Below are 17,417 nucleotides of genomic sequence, written 5' to 3'. Positions count from 1 at the left end.
GATGAATCACTAGGAAGAAGTAAAGGAGAACTATTTTTATCATGGTGCTGATTTTTTTGATCAGTCATTGAAAAATCATACTCTTGCAGCAAATATAGTAGAGATATGAAAAAGATATATAAACTCATTTAAGATCAAATATAGCGTTTTTTTTATGTATTTTCAAGTTTTTGTCTGTTAATAAGTGTTAATAGAAAGCAATTATTCACTGATAAATGAACGTAAACTGAATTTTTAATTTTGGATAATATTGGTTTTTTTATACTAATCGGATTGGAGAATTTTCCGGATATTTTACCAAAAATAAAATGGTTTGAAATATGCCTGGTCTTATAAATGGTATGAAATTTTAATACTTAACCAGAATACGGATTAAAAAGAGATTAAATCCATCATAGTTTTTCCGTTTAGTATTAACGAGTGTTCTACCAATTTCATCTCTGCAACATGCATCCCGGAGATGGCTTTTAAACTCCATTGTTATGAAAACCGCCTCACTAACCTTGCTAATCTTTTTATTCAATTTATCGTTCTTACGAGCACAGCAAGAACCTTTGACAACCTATTCCATTACTGGTAAGCTGGTGGAAACAAATAAGCAACCTGTACTTTTTGCGAGTGTGGCCCTATATTCCTCAGCGGATTCTACACTCATTGGCGGAGCTACTTCGGATGAAAAGGGGAATTTTGTAATTGGGACTGATCGTGGAAATTATTTCCTAAAAGTCACATATTTGACCCTTGATGAGAAAATTGTTCCCGATATTTCAATTGAAAATCAAGGAGTTAATCTGGGGGTCATCGTAATGAAGGCCAATGCACAGGAGTTGGAAGAAGTTTTGGTAAAGGGTGAAAAAAGCCAGATGGAGCTGCAACTCGACAAGCGCGTTTTTAATGTAGGGAAGGATTTAAGCAATATTGGCAGTAATGCTTCAGATATACTGAACAATATGCCATCAGTAACGGTTGATGTGGACGGCAATGTTGCCCTGCGCGGAAGCCAGAACGTTCGGATCCTTATTGATGGCAAACAATCAGGGATGGTTGGGATGAGCCCGGCGGATGCACTGAAAATGATTCCCGGAGATTTGATCGAAAGCATTGAGATTATTACCAATCCTTCTTCCAGATACGACGCCGAGGGCGAAGTTGGTATTCTTAATATAGTAATGAAAAAAAATATAAGGTATGGCCTGAATGGTTCATTTACCGGTACCGCGGGTTATCCATCAAATTTCGGCGGATCCTTTAATATCAATTACAGAAAGAAAAAAGTTAACCTTACAGCCAACTATGGTAACATATACAGAAACGGTCCAGGCCGGGGTACCTCCAGACAAGAGTATAGCAGTGCCGATACGAGTTTTGTTTATGAACAGGATAACAGGAGAAACCGTGGCGGATATTCTAACAGTTTCTCTGTTGGAATGGATTATTTTCTGAATGATCAAAATACTTTAACCGGAACCTTATCATACCGAAAGTCCCGAAACAAAAATAATACGACACTGGAATACCGTGATTATGATTTTAACAACACTTTGACAAAAACAGTGATAAGGACCGAGCTCGAAAAGGAGCCTCGAGCCAATTTTGAAGCTGCGCTTAATTATAACAAGACTTTTGAGCGAAAGGGGCAAAGCCTGGCCCTTACAGCCAAATATATTTTGAGCGATGAAACCGAAGCTTCGAAATACAATGAAAGTACACTGGGAGAGGAATACAGCATCGCACAACGTTCTTTTAACACCGAAGATGAAAAAAATATACTTTTTCAGCTGGATTATATTCATCCTTTTGGAAAAAGCGGAAAATTCGAGACAGGATTAAAAAGCTCAATCAGAATGCTGGACAATGACTTTTCGGTTCATCAACAGAACGAGGAAATGAACTGGATCATTTTGCCGGAATTTGATAATCGTTTGGCCTATGATGAGAAGATACACGCTGGATATTTAATGGCGAGCAATGAGTTTGGTAAGTTTTTTGTTCAGGCCGGTCTCCGGGGAGAGTATTCGGACATACTTTCTGAACTAAAAAAGACAAACATTGTAAACCACCGCAGATATTTCAATCTGTTTCCCAGTCTGCATTTGTCTTACAAGCTGGAAGACATGCAAACTTTACAGCTAAGTTACAGTTACAGACTAAGCCGTCCTAGTTTCAGAGATCTTTTACCTTTTTCAAATTTTAGCGACTCCCGTGTTTTCCGTGCCGGAAATCCTCTTCTTAATCCGGAGTATACCCATTCTTTTGAAGCAGGTCATTTGTTGAATATGGAAAAAGGAACGCTGCTGTCCAGCGTTTATTACCGGCACCGGTTAGGCGTTGTGGAACGTATTACTTCGATGGACTCTACCGGGTTTACCAGAATAACGCCCATTAATTTGTCTACAGGGGATTCGTATGGTTTTGAATTTAATTTAAGTTATGATCCTTTTGCCTGGTGGAAATGGACGGCAAACGCCAATGTTTTCCGTTCTATAAATGAGGGCGTTTATCAGGATAAAATATTGAAAAGTGATACCTATTCCTGGACAAGCAGGGTTTCGTCAAAAGTTACGCTATTCAATAATCTGGATTTTCAGTCAGCTTTTAATTATCGTGCACCCCGGAAGACCACTCAGGGACGCGATCTTGCGCAATACTTTATTGATCTCGGCCTTTCAAGGGATGTTTTAAAGGGAAGAGCGACCGTTACCGCCAGTGTTAGAGATTTGTTCAATTCCAGAAAACAACGCCGGATTATTGAGAATGCTGGTTACTATTCCAAATCTGAATTTCAATGGCGGGCACGGCAGTTTCTTGTTACCTTTTCATACCGTTTGAATAGTTCAAAAGAGAAGTCAGGGAAAATGAACGATAACAATGATGACGATGAAAGCTAGGTTTTCAGCTGTTGAAAATTGTTACTATAAATGTGTTTAATCCTCGTTTTGGTTGACATTTTGGCTTTTTGGGGTTATATTTGTGCATTGTAAAGCAATCCGGTTGTTATTACAAACCGGTTATCCGTTTTATCCTTTTTTAGAAACTTCGATATTATCGGGCACCTTTTTGTCCTTTCTTATTTCAGCGAAAATTTAGCTGATCAATCAATTCAGAATTTATTTACTGGCTCCGCACAGGTTGCGGCCACATATTTTTTTAATAACATTTCAGATAGTTGTATCCCGGACAAGCGGTAAATTAAGCCGCTTAGAAAAGATTTTTTATCTGCAAGATTTTAAGCATTATGAACGACATTTTCAACCAACACTTTTTAGGCAATTCGATCACTTCCTGGGCTCTTGCTATCGCAACGACTTCAATTCTTTTTGTAGTCATTCATTTTTTTAGAGTCATAATTGTGGGCAGGGCAAAAAAATGGTCGTTAAATACCGCTACAAGCTGGGACAATTTTATTGTTGAAATGATCGAAAAGTCAGTTGTTCCGTTTCTTTTTATAGCCAGCTTCTATTTTGCTGTTTCGAATCTGACGCTTTCGCCAAAAGTTGAAAAGGTTTCTGAAGTCGTTTTTCTTGTAGCATGTACATTTTTTGCATTACGGATTATGAGTGCGGCTTTCCGAAAGTTTGTTTATTCATTTATCAACACCCGGGATAATAGTGAAGCCAAGGGCAAACAGGCCAGCGGACTTATTCTAATCGTAAATATTGTGATCTGGATTTTCGGAATCATTTTCATGATCGATAATCTGGGTTATGATGTGACGTCACTTATTGCCGGATTAGGGATTGGTGGTATTGCCATTGCGCTGGCTGCTCAAACGATTCTGGGGGACTTATTCAGCTATTTTGTGATCTTTTTTGACAGACCATTCGAGATTGGCGATTTTGTCGTAATCGATGATAAATCCGGAATAATAGAATACATCGGTATAAAAACCACCCGTATTCGCACATTGGGCGGGGAACAACTTGTCTGTTCCAATACCGACCTGACCAACTCCCGCCTTCATAATTATAAACGTCTGCAAAAAAGAAGAATATTGTTTAATCTGGGTGTAACCTATCAAACCTCGCATCAAAAGCTTTCTGAAATACCGAAAATGTTGAAGGAAATTGTTCAGTCGAAACCCTATGTTCAATTTGACCGGGCACATTTTTCCGGCTACGGAGATTTTAGTCTTAATTTTGAAATCGTATATTACATTCTTGATCCGGATTATACACTATATATGGACAAACAGCAGGATATATACCTTGACATTTATCGTACGTTCGAAAATGAAGGTATCGAGTTTGCATATCCGACACAAACATTATTAATGCAGTCGGAGGATGCGGTTGCCAGGTAATATTTCAGCATAGATGCTAAACTAAATGATCCACCAGCCTTTTACTGAAAACGTATAGGGTTGGTGGAATGATTATTGGTCATAAATATAATTAATCTCACTTTTCAATACTTTTTTATAACCTTAAAATGGAATTATTTGTACTTTTTTCTATCCTCATCTCACTCGCTGCATTTTTTTCTTACCTCAATGTCAGGCTCTTAAAGTTACCGTCAGGGATCAGTCTGATGCTGATGGGCACGATTGCCGCGCTTGGCGTTATTGTATTAGGTCATTTTTCGAAGAATTTTCAGCTAATAGTTGAAAAGGAATTGGCACTTATCGATTTTTCAGAATTCCTCTTAGGGATTTTACTTAGTTTCCTTCTGTTTGCGGGCTCCCTCCACGTTAATCTGGAAGATCTTAAAAAATCGGCGAAAAGTATCACAAGTTTTGCAGTGGTAGGGACGGTCCTTTCAACCTTCCTGGTCGGTTATAGCTTTCAGTACTTAATGCAATTGTTTGGTCAGGAAATCCCGATTCTTTACTGTTTGCTGTTTGGTGCACTTATTTCCCCAACGGATCCAATTGCTGTCATGGGGATATTGAAAAAAGCAAATCTTTCCAAAAAAGTAGAAACCAATATTGTAGGAGAGTCGCTTTTTAATGATGGAATCGGCGTTGTGATCTTCGCCACATTACTTCAAATTGCTTCTGTGGGAATTGAAAATTTTGGAGCGGTTGATATTGGTCTTCTCTTTGTTCAGGAGGCTGGTGGCGGGATTCTGGCGGGAGGGATTATTGGATTTGCGGGTTATCGTCTGATGAAATCAATTGATCATTTTCAAACCGAAATTTTGATCTCTCTCGCGATGGTGATGGGTGGTTATTCATTATGTCATTACCTGCACGTGTCGGGTCCGTTGGCGATGGTGGTAGCAGGTATTATGACAGGGAATAGAGGCAAGTCATTAGCAATGAGTGATATGACGCGTGATTATCTTGGAAAGTTCTGGGAGGTGACAGACGAAATCCTGAATGCAATCCTATTTATGCTGATCGGACTTGAAATCGTGATCGTTGATTTCGACATATCATATATCATCATTGGCCTGGTTACTGCTTTTGTTATCATTTGCGCACGTTTTGTGGCGCTTTACTCCACAGCTTCTGTTTTTAGATTTATAAAAGAGTTTCCACTGAAAACATTGAAAATAATGACTTGGGGAGGTCTGCGAGGAGGAATTTCGGTGGCTCTTGCATTATCATTGCCGGCCGATCCCTATAAAAATATCATTGTCTCGGTAACCTTTGTTGTTGTACTTTTCTCAATTCTGATACAAGGTTTAACGATTGGGGGGCTTATACGTAAGCTGTCGGAAAAGGTAGGGTGAAATTTTGGCTTTACGCCTTTTCAGATTTTACAAGTGTGATTTATGGTTTTAGCAACCAATTGATTCATTTTTTTAATCTTCCGATGAAAGGCTTTTGTTTGAAACTGCGACTGTTGTTTCACTGAGAGAAACTCCGCCTTTGATACCGAAATCCAGGGTTCTGATTGGGAATGGAATTAATATATTATTGTCATCAAAGGCTTTTTTGATATGTATAATCGCATCACTTGTCACTTCCTTATGTTTAATCTGATCAGCGGAAGATACCCAAAGGCGGATCGTGAAATTGATTGAGCTGTCGGCAAATTTGGTATAAAACATTGTTGTCTCGTCCGTTTCAGAAAGATTTGAAATGTCCTTTACCGCTTGCATGGTAATCTGTTTAACCCTCTCAAGGTCTTCACCATAGGATATACCTACTTCCAGATCCACGCGCCTTTTGCCGAGCAGAGAAAAATTTTCGATTGCGTTTTGGAAAACATCTTTGTTGGGGATAATAACCATCTGTCCCTGAAACGATCTCAACACCGTATCACGCAAATTAATATGTTCGACTTTACCCATATAATCCTTTACTTTTACGATATCACCTACGTTAAGGGGTTTTCTGATGAGGATAAAAATCCCTGAAATTAAATTGGCGGCAATGTCCTGAAATGCAAAAGCAAGCGCTAAGCCCAAAAGGCCGGCTCCTGCAAGTATGGAAGTAACAGCCTTGTCAAGTCCGAGAATACTTAACACAACAAACAAGATAATACCAATCAGAAAGGTATAAATCACTGTGTTGAATAAGTTGCTCAGGGCAGGGTTATGAACAATCTTTCGCAATAACTGGCCAGAAAAGGTTTTAAAACGGCGTGCCATAAATAAGCCAAATACCAGAATAAGTGCCGCAAGAAATATATTGGGCAGCAGGCGGATAAAGTCGTGTACCCAATTGATTAGTTTTTCTGAAACGAGGTGGTACGCGTTGTTGAAGTCTATCATGCTAAGGATTTTATTTTCAATATCATTTCATCAAAAAGGACATTTGAAGTGAATATTTTGAGCTGTCTGCACATTAAAATAAGCTCCTCACAAAGTAACCGATCATTTTTTCCATAGTCCAGTATAGGGTTAATGGCACTGGAAACGATCGCTTCAAAACTCAGATCCGGAATAGAACCTAATATCTTTCCCTCATCACTTCGTATTACATTTTCAGGGAAATGCTTAGACCGGTACTGGATTAAGGATGCCAGCGCATGAAGGCTAATGATCGCTGTGCCCGGATCATTAATCCCGGGGCTGAGAGCCCTTAGGGCGATCTCTCTTAATTGATTGAAGCCATACAGGAAATTTCTGTCAATGGTTTCGTCATGACTAACAGAGATCAAATCAATCAGCTTTTTTTGAACTGATTTTTCAAGTATTTTACTGACTGCAATAAGGGGAATTCCCTTTAAAACAAATGTACCTTGAACGACCAGTATCGAGACTTCTACCTCATGCTGAACGCAAAGCGATCGAATTGCCAAGATATCTATTTCTTCAAAAACACCGGAAGAAGACGAATCTATCGTATAGGGTGTATTCAATAGCACAGACGGAGAAGGCTTCTCATTGGTACATACCTTTTTAAGAGAATCCAGAGTATCATTATAAATCCTCTTGATTACTACCTCATACTTGACTGACTGGGTGATGTAATGAAGAAAATATATAAAAATAAAAATGTCGAAGATTGTAAAAAATATCAGCAGATAAGTACTAAGTGCCGGAATATATAAGCCTGAATCAATGTCACGTATGGTGCTTAGCAGAAAAAAAGCATATATAATGGTACCAATATATATACCTAGAACAATTTGCTGGAATTTGTTTCCGATCAATTGCCCTAACACACGATTACTCATTTGAGAAGCCCCCTGATTAAGCACAATCATCACCATAGAGAAGCTGAAAACAGTCAGGGATATAATTCCCGAAGCGATGGCGCCTATAATACTTCTGGCAGTGGATGCATCCTTAAGCCGTAGCCAATGAAGCTGGCTTTTAATGAATTTACCTTGTTCTGAATAATCCAGAGAGATCATTATTCCACACAAAACCAGAAATCCAAAAGCAATAATAGCCGGGAAAAATGCAATACTGCTGATCGTCTTTTGGTACTGTTTCCGTATGAAATTTTTTAGCATAGAGTTGTTAATCAGGTGATCTGACAAATTATTTTTTGTGCTTAAATTAATATTTTACTTCGTCGTCAGTACTACCTGACCTTCTGGATATTGAATATCGGTAGCACGTTCGGCAGTAATAAAAAAACTTACAGGTTCAAATGTTGTTACTGTTTCAAGATCGCTTTTCAGTTCCTTTGAAAAAAGCCCACTTGAAGTTTTTAGTTGTCCGATATTTTTAATGCCGTTATTTTTAGTATTTAGCCAAACGACATACGCGTTTCGGGATTCAACCAGCCGGTCCGGAGGAGACAAGTGGTTTACAGTAAGGTGTATTGCGTAATTCTCATTTTTATCCTTTTTAACCTTTACGGATCCCTGAGCGGCAGGTACAATTGCTGACGTTGAGAATGTTAGTTTTTTCGAGCATGACGATAGAATAGTTGCCATTGTTAAACAAATAATCATAAATGTAATGCCCCGATATTTTCTAAAATAGTTTATTCCTTTCATAAATTTGAATTTTGATATAGTTCCTGATTTCATTGACCATACCATTCTTATACCATCCCTCTCGCTACTCTCCGGCATGGGAAGGGCGGGATATATGTGTAAGAAAGTCTCGCTAGTGGAATAAAAGACACGTTGATTACATGCCAAATGGCCAAGTAGGTAATGCATCTTGTTTAACTTTTTTCTAAATTATTTTAAGAAAATCTAGCTCAAAAGGCGATTTTACTTTTTTGTCTTTACACAAAAAAAGTTACCGCGCAACGGACCGCAGAAAAAGTAAAGGTTGTAGGGGAATCTTAATAAAAAATGGGCTAATGATGAGCTAAAACAAAAAAACTCCGCCTAAAAAGGAGTCAAACAGTTTTTGTTTTTTATGCCCATGAATAGCACGTTTTTCTAATTTTCATAAGGCAGGCCTCCACAATTTGGTAGCAGATTGCCATCTTCTCACTCCAATCCATCTAGCTTGCCGGAACATTCTGGCTGACTGTCTCATTTTGGAATCTTACGCTATGCCAAACAAAGAGCATCTCTTCAAGCTTAGTTTATTTTCTCTGTGGCAGAAAGTAGGATGACAGTTATGTTGGGTAATTGGCATGATTATAGCGTATTTATCCTTGTATCCCAATAATAATATTTGGTATTTCTATAATACTTTGCCATTAGGATAGGATTATGGCTTCACAGCTATTTCAATTACTTCTGCCGGTAAATTAGCCTGTTACCTATAATTTATAAATTATGAATGTGTCGATTTCTTGTCCGATATCGGGGTATTTGTAGAACAGTTAACTTCTTGATTTAATTTAACAAAATCTCAAATGAAACCAAATAAAAAAAGTAGACTTTTAAGTTTTGCTTGTAATTTCTTCGTACTCATTTTTGCAGTAATGGTGCTACAATCATGTAATAAAGAGAAATATAAATTTGAAATTTCATCGGTTGTACCTGCGGCAGAGGGATCTGTTGAAGTGAAAAAGGATGGAAACGAAAATTATGAAATTGATTTAAACGTCACGCGTCTGGCTGAGCCAAACAGACTTAGTCCTGAGAGGAAACTGTATGTTGTTTGGGTACAAACTGAGCAAAATGGAGATAAAAATGTTGGACAATTGAAAACTTCAAGTGGTTTTCTTTCCAATACTTTGAAGAGCTCCCTAAGTACTGTAACGTCTTTTAAACCGGTTGGCTTTATTATTTCTGCCGAGGATGATGCCAATGTTCAACAACCGGGTGATCAGGTAGTACTTAGAACATCTAAGAATTAATTTTTAATCCTAATTTAAAAATAACTTAATATTATGGAAAATATTCAAAATAAAGCAAAAAACACAGAATGGTTTAAAAGCCTGTCAGGTTTAACATTTCTTTTAGTATTAGTGGCCTTGATTGGTTGTAGTGAGAAGAAAAAAGAAGAAAAGACCGAAGAGGTAAAGACAACTGATGTTATGGAGGTAAAGGAGAATAATAGCACAGTTGCTGAATATATCACGTTTGTAAGCAATGATAAGGACAAAATGGCCTTGGATCATGCGTATACAAATGAGGCTTTGTTGAAATTGACTTCGGCAATCGACGCCATGGCCGGGGAAGTTGGTTTTGATATCAAGGCGGATATGGATCAGGCAAAAGAAAGTGCAAACAAAATAACCGAAAATCCATTTGAAACTTCTCATGCCGATGAGATTAGGAAATCAGCTGACATATTAGCCCGTGCGTTAGAAAATATACAGGTGGCGAAATATCCTGGATTGTCAAATGAAGCCGCCGAAGTAAAAAGTGCAGCAATGGGTATTGATCCCAAAATATTGACATTAGACCAGAAAGATGCAGTGAAAACTTTTTTTGCCAAATGCTCAGACCTTCTTGGGAAAATGAATTAATGTTAATATTGATCAGGATCTTCTTTTTTTGACATGATGAAGATTTCAGGTCTTGAACCGGAGCGTCTTTTTCTCATAAACAAAAACTTTTAAGATGAAACATTTTCTTGGGTTCTTTCTTTCAGCCCTTTTTGTTACCACACAAGGTGCTGGTAGTAATTTGGAAAGTATAAAAAATCCTGACAGTGTCATAAAGGTTACGGAAACTGTTACAGGAGATACCGTATATCTAAATCAACCAAACGGGATGGTAAGCTTTGTAGAAGCTGCAAAAGCTGCCATGCCTGCGGTAGTTCACATCAAGATCCGTTTTAAAAATACACAGGACTATGGAGCGTCAGGATCGGGTGTAATAATCAGTGAAGATGGATACATTGCTACGAACAACCATGTGGTAGAAAATGCCTCCCAGATCGATGTAACCTTACCAGATAAACGTACCTTCAAAGCAAAATTGATAGGGCGCGACCCAAATACGGATCTGGCACTTATTAAAGTAGATGCTGACTACCTGCCAATTGTAAAATTGGGTAATTCGGATGTACTGCAAGTAGGAGAGTGGGTTTTAGCTATCGGTTTTCCGCTTTCGTTAAATACGACCGTTACCGCAGGTATTGTTAGTGCCAAAGCCAGAAGTATCGGGATAATTAACCGTCAGGATCAAGGTGCTCAACAACCGTCAGGCAGTTCGGCAGTTGAGTCATTTATACAAACCGATGCAGCCATCAATCCTGGTAACAGTGGCGGTGCGTTGGTTAATACCAATGGCGAGCTGATTGGGATCAATTCTGCTATTGCTTCCCAAACCGGCAGTTACGCGGGTTATGCTTTTGCTATTCCGGTAAACCTGGCCAAAAAAATACTGGATGATTTAAAGGCTTACGGGACTGTAAGGCGCGGTGTGCTCGGTGTCTCCTTTCCGGCACCGGCTGTTGAGGACCAGTATATGGTCCAGCATGGCATGAATCCTTCGAATGTAAAAGGTGTGTACATTACCGGTGTGCAACCTGAAAGTGCAGCTGCTGCTGCGGGGCTGAAAGAAGGCGACATCATCCAAAATATAGATGGCATTCAATTAAATTCCTCAACCGAATTTTCTGAAAGAATAGCCAGGCACAGGCCGGGTGATAGGATAAGACTGGGTTACCTGCGAAATAATCAAACAGGAACGGTTTCTGCTACACTGAGCGGCGAAGGTGAGGCAACAGTTCCTGCAAAGACCCGTCAGCCGCTTGGTGAGATACACAGTAAACTAGGTGCCACTTTTGCCCCACTATCAAATGAAGTAAAGCAACGTTTCAGCATCGTTGCCGGGGTAGAGGTAACCAATGTTCTTAAAGGAGGTTTTTTCGACCAGATCGGGATTCCCCCTGGAACCATCATCGCCTTTATTAACGGACAGTCCATTAGTAGTCCCAAGGATATCGACGAGGCTTTATTGTCCGCACAAAGCGGAATGATCCGGATTTTTGCGATTGCCCCTGATGGTTCCAAAGTCGTGTTCGATTTTTCGCTTGGGACCTGAGGTTGTCTTTAAGACCTTTCTTAAGATACCGCCAATAGCAAATCGAAATTTGCAACCTCTGTTAACAAAATAAATTTTGTATTATTATTTATAAGGCCATGATACTATTCTGATCAAAACCCTTATAATCAAGAAAAAATATGCAAGTTCCTGACACGAGCCCCCTTATTTATAAGCGTCTGTCGTCCTATATAATGCAACGACATAATATTGATCATGAACAGATGAAATACATCTGTTCATTTTTTCATCCTGTCAGCGCAAAACGAAATCAGATTTTAGTGAATTATAATGAAACTTGCCGCATTTATTATTTTATCAATAAAGGATCGCTCAGGTTGTTTACGGTAAATAAGTCGGGCCTTGAAACATCCCGATATTTTGCATTTGAAGGTATGTTTATCACGGCCTTGCCAAGTTTTATTGACCAGCAGCCAGCAGAGGAATTTTTGCAGGCGATAGAAAAATCAGAGTTACTTGCTATTACCCGTAAGGACTTTTATGAAATGGTTAGGACAGTACCTGAATTCGGTCATATATATAGGGAAATTCTGGAAATTGGTTTTGTTAATGCTCAAAAACGAATTTATGGCTTTCAAGGTTTTGATGCTTTGGAAAAAGTCAAATGGCTTATCAAATTTCAGCCCAAATTTTTACTGCGTGTTTCCAATAAGATGGCTGCTTCTTATCTTGGCATGTCTCCTTCAACCCTGAGCAGAGTAAAATCGAGACTCTGAAACGTTGACATAGGTCAACACTTCTTTACATGATCGTCCGTAATTTTGTCAAAAAAAGACATCATGAAATTGACGCTCACAATCTTAATTCTCTTAATGTCTGTTAGTTTAAAAGCTCAGATTGTTGATAATCAAACTGTTAATGATCATCATCGGGAACAAAGCAAACAGTACTTAATACCACAGCACCAACTAAGTTTTCATGCCGCGGAAGGTCTGGCTGCACGCGCTCGGGTTTGCGCAAATCAGCTTGGGAGATCTGTTTCTATTGCCATTTTGGACGGATCGGGTCAAATTATACTGATCAGCCGACAGGACGGTGTGGGGCCGCATAATACTGAGGCTGCAAGACGGAAGGCGTATACTTCTGTTTCAACAAAAACACCCACGTTATCATTGTCCAGAAATGCTAAATCAAATCCCGATACTGAAAATCTGGCACACTTACCAGAACTGCTTCTTTTGGGCGGAGGAAGTCCGATTTGGTTTGAAGGAAAAGTTATCGGTGCAATAGGGGTAGCAGGCGGCGGGAGTCCGGAAAACGATGATTTGATTGCAAAATCCGCCAATATTGAAGAGGCTGGAATCACAACGCAAAATAATTAATTTACAAAAATCATGATGAAGAAACTTATTTTAACACTTACCCTCGCATTGGGTACAATATGGGCTTTTGGACAACCAAAATCTTTTCAATTGTCAAGTCACATCCTTGACATTTCCAAGGGTGCACCGGCTTCAGGCGTCAGTATAAAACTTGAAAAAATGGATCAGGCTAAAAGCACATGGATGTTGCTTGATCAAAAAGTGACCGATCAGAATGGCCGGATCTCAGAATTTCTAAGTTCCGAAAATCCCAATATCGGAATTTACAAACTGACATACCTGATTGCAGATTACTTTAAAAAACAAGAAATCGATAGTTTTTATCCCTTTATTGAGGTTGTCTTTGAAATAAAAGATAACAAGCATTATCATGTGCCTATAACACTGTCTGCCTACGGATATTCTACATATAGAGGAAATTAAATAGTAATGCCACGAGGGAAAATTGTCATATAATTCAAATGATAATTTTCCCATCTTCCATGTTGATGATCCTATGCGTCCTTTCGGCGAAACTTTGGTCGTGGGTAACAATTAGTAAAGTCTGGTTAAATTCTTCGGCCAGTCGTTTGAAAATATCAAACACTACTTCGGTATTTTTTTTGTCCAGGTTGCCTGTCGGCTCATCACCCATGATGATATCCGGATCATTGATCAATGCACGGGCAATGGCAACACGTTGTTTTTCACCGCCCGAAACCTGATTGGCACTTTTTTGTGCCAAATGCTCGATACCCAGCATCTTTAATCTTTCCATCGCCTTTTGTTCAATTTCTTTCAAGGGAAATTGATTTAGTTTCAAGGCAGGTAACATCACGTTTTTCAGCACAGTGAATTCGTTGAGCAAATAATGGAACTGGAACACAAACCCGATTTTCTCATTGCGCACGGCGGCGAGCTGAGGCTCTTTTTTGTTTTTCATTGAAATGTTATCGATCAAAAGATCGCCGTCAAAGTCTGTATCCATGGTGGATAAAATATATAACAAGGTCGATTTGCCACAGCCTGACTTGCCGGTTATGGAAACAAACTCACCTTTATTTATAGAAAAATCAATATCGGTCAGCACTTTTATGTCTACCGGGTCATGGAAATATTTGTTGATTTTCCTGGCTTCCAAAATAATTTCTCCCATTTTATTTCCCTCTGATGATGATGACCGGATCCACCTGACTTGCTTTTCTTGCAGGAAACCAACCGGCTAAAAAAGTGGTAACCAATGAAAATACAGAGCCGATAAGATAAAAAGTAATATTATAACTGATCGGATAGGTTTTTATCGTGGGCAAGGATGCCGTTGTGAAAGGAACCTGATCAATGATCAACGATAAACCCAGGCCCAGCATCAGCCCGAGCAATCCGCCAAAGAAGCCAATACTCAGCGCGATGACCAGAAATATACTTTTGACGTCTTTCCCTGAAAAACCAATGGCCTTCAAGATGGCTATCGTATCCATTTTCTCAAATATCATCATGTTCAAAATGTTGTATATCCCAAATCCGGCGACGATCAGCAGCGTTACACCAACTGCGTAGGAAATGAGCGTCCGGACAAAACTGCCGGTCTCAAACTGCGCGTTGGCTGTTTGAATGTCTTCCGCATCGGATCCAAAAAGCTGGGTGTATTCCCTTGAGATTGCAGGTGCCTTGTCGATATCGGTGAGTTTGATCTGGATGTCGGTGATGTAATTGGCAGATTGTCCAAGCAGTTTCTGCGTGGTCATGATGGAGGCGTAGCTCTGCGTTTTGTCAAGTTCCTGAATGCCCGATTGAAAATAGCCCACTACTTTTAATTGAAAAATTTCGCCTTTTGCAGTGGTCACCTGCACCACATCGCCAAGATCGGCGAGTAGTTTTTCAGCCAGACCTTTACCCAGTACAATACTATTGGGTACTCTTTCCAGGTCGGTCGCGGTGCCTGCTGTGATGTATTCACTGAAATGAAAAAGTTTACTTTCCTTTTGTACGTCAATTCCGTTCACGGCTCCCGTTATATCGATGTTGCCATCATTGAAGAATACCTGGGCAGTAATTTTCGGGGAGAAACCGAGTACTCTTTTGTCATTCAAAAGTGCCTGCATGATCGCGCCGTTGTCATAAATGGCCTGCCGGCTCCCGGAAGCTTTGATGGAACGGATGAAATTGTGATAATGCTGATAAGATTTAGACAGATTTATGGGCTGGTTGACATTGGGTTTTATTTCATTGTACAGCCTGATGTGGGGTGTCCGGTTCAGGATCAGTCCGTCGAGCATATCATTGAGGCCATTCATAAAACTGAGCAGGGTGATAAACATGCCGATGCTGAAAGTGACACCTATGGCAGCAACCAGCGATTGTTTCCACCTTGCCAGCAGGAGGGCCTTTGCAATATCGAAAATCAGTTTGAAGTTCATTCCTGAGGCATTATAATAACGTCACTAACCAGTAGGCCTGAAATAATTTCTACCTTTTGATAATCTTTAAGTCCTGTCACAACGCTTCTTTTCTGATTATTTTCCAGTAAAACGTAATCTCCGGGCATCAGGTAATTTCTTGGTATCGTCAAAGCTTTCTTCTTTTCGCGGATCACAATGTTGGCTTCACAGGTCAGGTTGGGGTACAGAACCGCAGGCGGTTTGATAAATCCGGCTTCAACGGTGAAGGATTTGGACCGCTCGTTCATGACGGGAATTATCTTGGTGACTACCGCCTGAAAAACTTGTCCTTTATAGCTATCCATGGTGAGCAGCATTTTTTGCCCCACGTGTATTCTTGTAATATCATATTCGTCGATCTGCAATTCCAATAAAAAATCATTTGCATCGCCTACAAGTGCAACAGGGTTTAGGGTGTTGACCATCTCGCCGGTTTTTTTCAAAATATCATAGACTTTTCCGTCCCACTGGCTTCTGACGGTGTAATCTCCTGATGTGGTTTTTGATATTTCCAGTGTTTTACGTGACTGTTTTTGCTGAAAACTGATTTGCTTCTGAAGCTCAGTAAATCGAAGCTTTGCGGTTTGATAAGCGTTTTCAGAACTGGTATAAGCGAGCTGCCTGGCATCCAGGTCATTGCGGGTCCCCACGTTTTGTGCCCAGAGGTTTTTCTGCCTTTGCAATAGCGAAAGGTCGTTGTCCAGCTTTGTTTTGGCAAGTTCGATCGCTATGGAAAGTTCATCAAATTTTTCCTTATTGGAAACGGATGAAGCATATTCCGCATTCAGTAATGCGTTTTCGGTGTTCAATTTGGCGGTAGTATTGGTGATTAGCATCAACGGCGTTCCTTTGGAAACGATATCTCCTTTGCTGACTAAAATCTTGCTGAGAATGCCAGTGGCAGCCGCGTAAACCTGATACTGGTTTTTACTTTTTACGATACCCGAAGCATATACCGATTCGGTGACAGGTTCCAGGGTAGGTTTCAGCTTTTGCGGATCTTTTTTACAATTTGTCAACGTAAGTAAAATGCAAAAGAGCGCATAATGTATGCTTAGGCCTTGTCTGGCGTGTGCGGTGTGATTTTTAATTTTAAGCTGCATCCTGAATTTTTCTTACCAGTTTGAGAACCCACTTTCTTGGCATAAGGCCCACAGCATCCGCCATGATATTATTCAAAAAGCCTGGTATGGCTACACTTTTCCCTTTTATCATCGCGTCATAGCCGTACGCTGCCACTTCTTTGGAAGAGGGAAGGTTTTTGTTATTAAACATTTTACTTTCCTGCATGGATGCCGCAGCCTGAAATCCGCTTTGCGTCGCGCCGGGGCAGAGTGCAGTAACGGTTACGCCCAGATGAGCCACCTCATTACCAATAGCCTGCGAAAAACTTAAAACATAGGCCTTTGTCGCGGAATAAACCGCCATTTTCGGGCCGGGCTGAAAGGCGGCTATGGAGGCGACATTTAATATTCTGCCACCTTTTCTGTCAAGCATATCAGTCAGGTATAACTTCGTCAACAATGTCAGCGCCGTGATATTCAGGTTGATCATGCTCACTGTCTTGGCAGTATCAGTTTGGGAAAAGAAACCAAAGTCTCCGAAACCTGCATTGTTGATAAGACAATCAATCTGGATTTTTTCCAGTGTAGTCTGGTCATAGACCTTTTGCGCTGAACCTTCAACTGAAAGATCCATTACAATGATGCAAACGGAGATCTTGTACTTTTCAACCAGTTCTGATTTGAGCTTATCAAGCTTTACTTTGTTTCTTGCAACCAAAACCAGATTGCCTCCTTTTGAAGCATGGATTTTGGCCAGTTCCAAACCGATTCCGCTGGAGGCTCCTGTAATCAATGCAGTATAGGCCATTGTAATTTCAATAATTTATGATGAATGCCTGTATA

16 protein-coding genes are annotated in these 17,417 nt (G+C 39.9%); 9 read left to right on the top strand and 7 right to left on the bottom strand.

The features are described 5' to 3' along the window. Positions 1-482: 482 nt before the first annotated feature. The 3 genes from FZF08_RS02430 (at position 483) to FZF08_RS02420 (ending at position 5,673) form a co-directional block, all read left to right on the top strand. Positions 483-2,888, top strand: a complete 2,406-nt coding sequence (locus tag FZF08_RS02430; RefSeq protein WP_159467012.1) for an outer membrane beta-barrel family protein — start codon at positions 483-485, stop codon at positions 2,886-2,888. Positions 2,889-3,235: 347 nt separating this feature from the next. Further along, the gene (locus FZF08_RS02425; protein WP_159467011.1) at positions 3,236-4,300 is read left to right on the top strand and encodes a mechanosensitive ion channel family protein; all 1,065 of its coding nucleotides are present in this window, start codon (positions 3,236-3,238) and stop codon (positions 4,298-4,300) included. Positions 4,301-4,428: 128 nt separating this feature from the next. Continuing rightward, positions 4,429-5,673: a sodium:proton antiporter gene (locus FZF08_RS02420; protein ID WP_159467010.1), complete on the top strand. Its 1,245-nt coding sequence runs from the start codon at positions 4,429-4,431 to the stop codon at positions 5,671-5,673. 72 nt (positions 5,674-5,745) lie between these two features. On the opposite strand, the gene FZF08_RS02415 is transcribed toward FZF08_RS02420, so the two are convergent. From FZF08_RS02415 to FZF08_RS02405, 3 genes are read right to left on the bottom strand one after another with little or no spacing between them, the layout of a single operon-like run. Continuing rightward, positions 5,746-6,660 (bottom strand): mechanosensitive ion channel family protein, encoded by a 915-nt coding sequence (locus FZF08_RS02415; protein ID WP_229216386.1) that lies wholly within the window; start codon positions 6,658-6,660, stop codon positions 5,746-5,748. Next, positions 6,657-7,850: a DUF2254 domain-containing protein gene (locus tag FZF08_RS02410; protein ID WP_159467009.1), complete on the bottom strand. Its 1,194-nt coding sequence runs from the start codon at positions 7,848-7,850 to the stop codon at positions 6,657-6,659. Before FZF08_RS02410 ends, FZF08_RS02415 begins: the two co-directional genes overlap by 4 nt. A 54-nt stretch (positions 7,851-7,904) precedes the next feature. Then, positions 7,905-8,279, bottom strand: a complete 375-nt coding sequence (locus FZF08_RS02405) for a hypothetical protein (protein ID WP_229216385.1) — start codon at positions 8,277-8,279, stop codon at positions 7,905-7,907. A gap of 884 nt (positions 8,280-9,163) precedes the next feature. On the opposite strand from FZF08_RS02405, the gene FZF08_RS02400 reads away from it, so the two are divergent. The 6 genes from FZF08_RS02400 to uraH all read left to right on the top strand — a co-directional run bounded on the left by FZF08_RS02400 (position 9,164) and on the right by uraH (position 13,516). Further along, the gene (locus tag FZF08_RS02400; RefSeq protein ID WP_159467008.1) at positions 9,164-9,610 is read left to right on the top strand and encodes a hypothetical protein; all 447 of its coding nucleotides are present in this window, start codon (positions 9,164-9,166) and stop codon (positions 9,608-9,610) included. Positions 9,611-9,643: 33 nt separating this feature from the next. Continuing rightward, positions 9,644-10,225, top strand: a complete 582-nt coding sequence (locus tag FZF08_RS02395) for a hypothetical protein (RefSeq protein WP_159467007.1) — start codon at positions 9,644-9,646, stop codon at positions 10,223-10,225. A 94-nt stretch (positions 10,226-10,319) separates the two neighbouring features. Beyond that, positions 10,320-11,750: a trypsin-like peptidase domain-containing protein gene (locus FZF08_RS02390; protein ID WP_159467006.1), complete on the top strand. Its 1,431-nt coding sequence runs from the start codon at positions 10,320-10,322 to the stop codon at positions 11,748-11,750. A gap of 224 nt (positions 11,751-11,974) precedes the next feature. Beyond that, a complete protein-coding gene (locus FZF08_RS02385) occupies positions 11,975-12,487 on the top strand; it encodes a Crp/Fnr family transcriptional regulator (RefSeq protein ID WP_229216384.1) in 513 nt (170 codons plus the stop codon). Positions 12,488-12,550: 63 nt separating this feature from the next. Further along, on the top strand, positions 12,551-13,093 hold the full coding sequence (locus FZF08_RS02380; RefSeq protein ID WP_159467004.1) for a heme-binding protein: 543 nt from the start codon (positions 12,551-12,553) through the stop codon (positions 13,091-13,093). Between the two features lie 12 nt (positions 13,094-13,105). Next, entirely contained in the window at positions 13,106-13,516 is a 411-nt protein-coding gene (uraH, locus tag FZF08_RS02375; protein WP_200837014.1) for a hydroxyisourate hydrolase, read from the top strand. A gap of 34 nt (positions 13,517-13,550) precedes the next feature. Here uraH and FZF08_RS02370 read toward each other — a convergent pair whose 3' ends face one another. The 4 genes from FZF08_RS02370 to FZF08_RS02355 are packed head-to-tail and all read right to left on the bottom strand — an operon-like array spanning position 13,551 to position 17,382. Then, positions 13,551-14,228: an ABC transporter ATP-binding protein gene (locus FZF08_RS02370; protein ID WP_159467003.1), complete on the bottom strand. Its 678-nt coding sequence runs from the start codon at positions 14,226-14,228 to the stop codon at positions 13,551-13,553. Position 14,229: 1 nt separating this feature from the next. Continuing rightward, positions 14,230-15,489 carry an FtsX-like permease family protein gene (locus tag FZF08_RS02365; RefSeq protein WP_159467002.1) on the bottom strand — a complete coding sequence of 420 codons (1,260 nt, stop codon included), beginning with the start codon at positions 15,487-15,489 and terminating at the stop codon, positions 14,230-14,232. Next, complete coding sequence (locus FZF08_RS02360; RefSeq protein ID WP_159467001.1) at positions 15,486-16,613, bottom strand: efflux RND transporter periplasmic adaptor subunit; 1,128 nt, start codon at positions 16,611-16,613, stop codon at positions 15,486-15,488. The genes FZF08_RS02365 and FZF08_RS02360 overlap by 4 nt, the downstream gene beginning before the upstream one ends. Next, on the bottom strand, positions 16,603-17,382 hold the full coding sequence (locus FZF08_RS02355; RefSeq protein ID WP_159467000.1) for an SDR family oxidoreductase: 780 nt from the start codon (positions 17,380-17,382) through the stop codon (positions 16,603-16,605). Before FZF08_RS02355 ends, FZF08_RS02360 begins: the two co-directional genes overlap by 11 nt. Positions 17,383-17,417: the final 35 nt, after the last annotated feature.

The organism is Dyadobacter sp. 3J3, from assembly GCF_009801115.1.
Lineage (GTDB): Bacteria > Bacteroidota > Bacteroidia > Cytophagales > Spirosomataceae > Dyadobacter.
The sequence above is the reverse complement of the archived record's forward strand: the minus strand, read 5'-3'. Positions and strand labels throughout refer to the sequence as shown.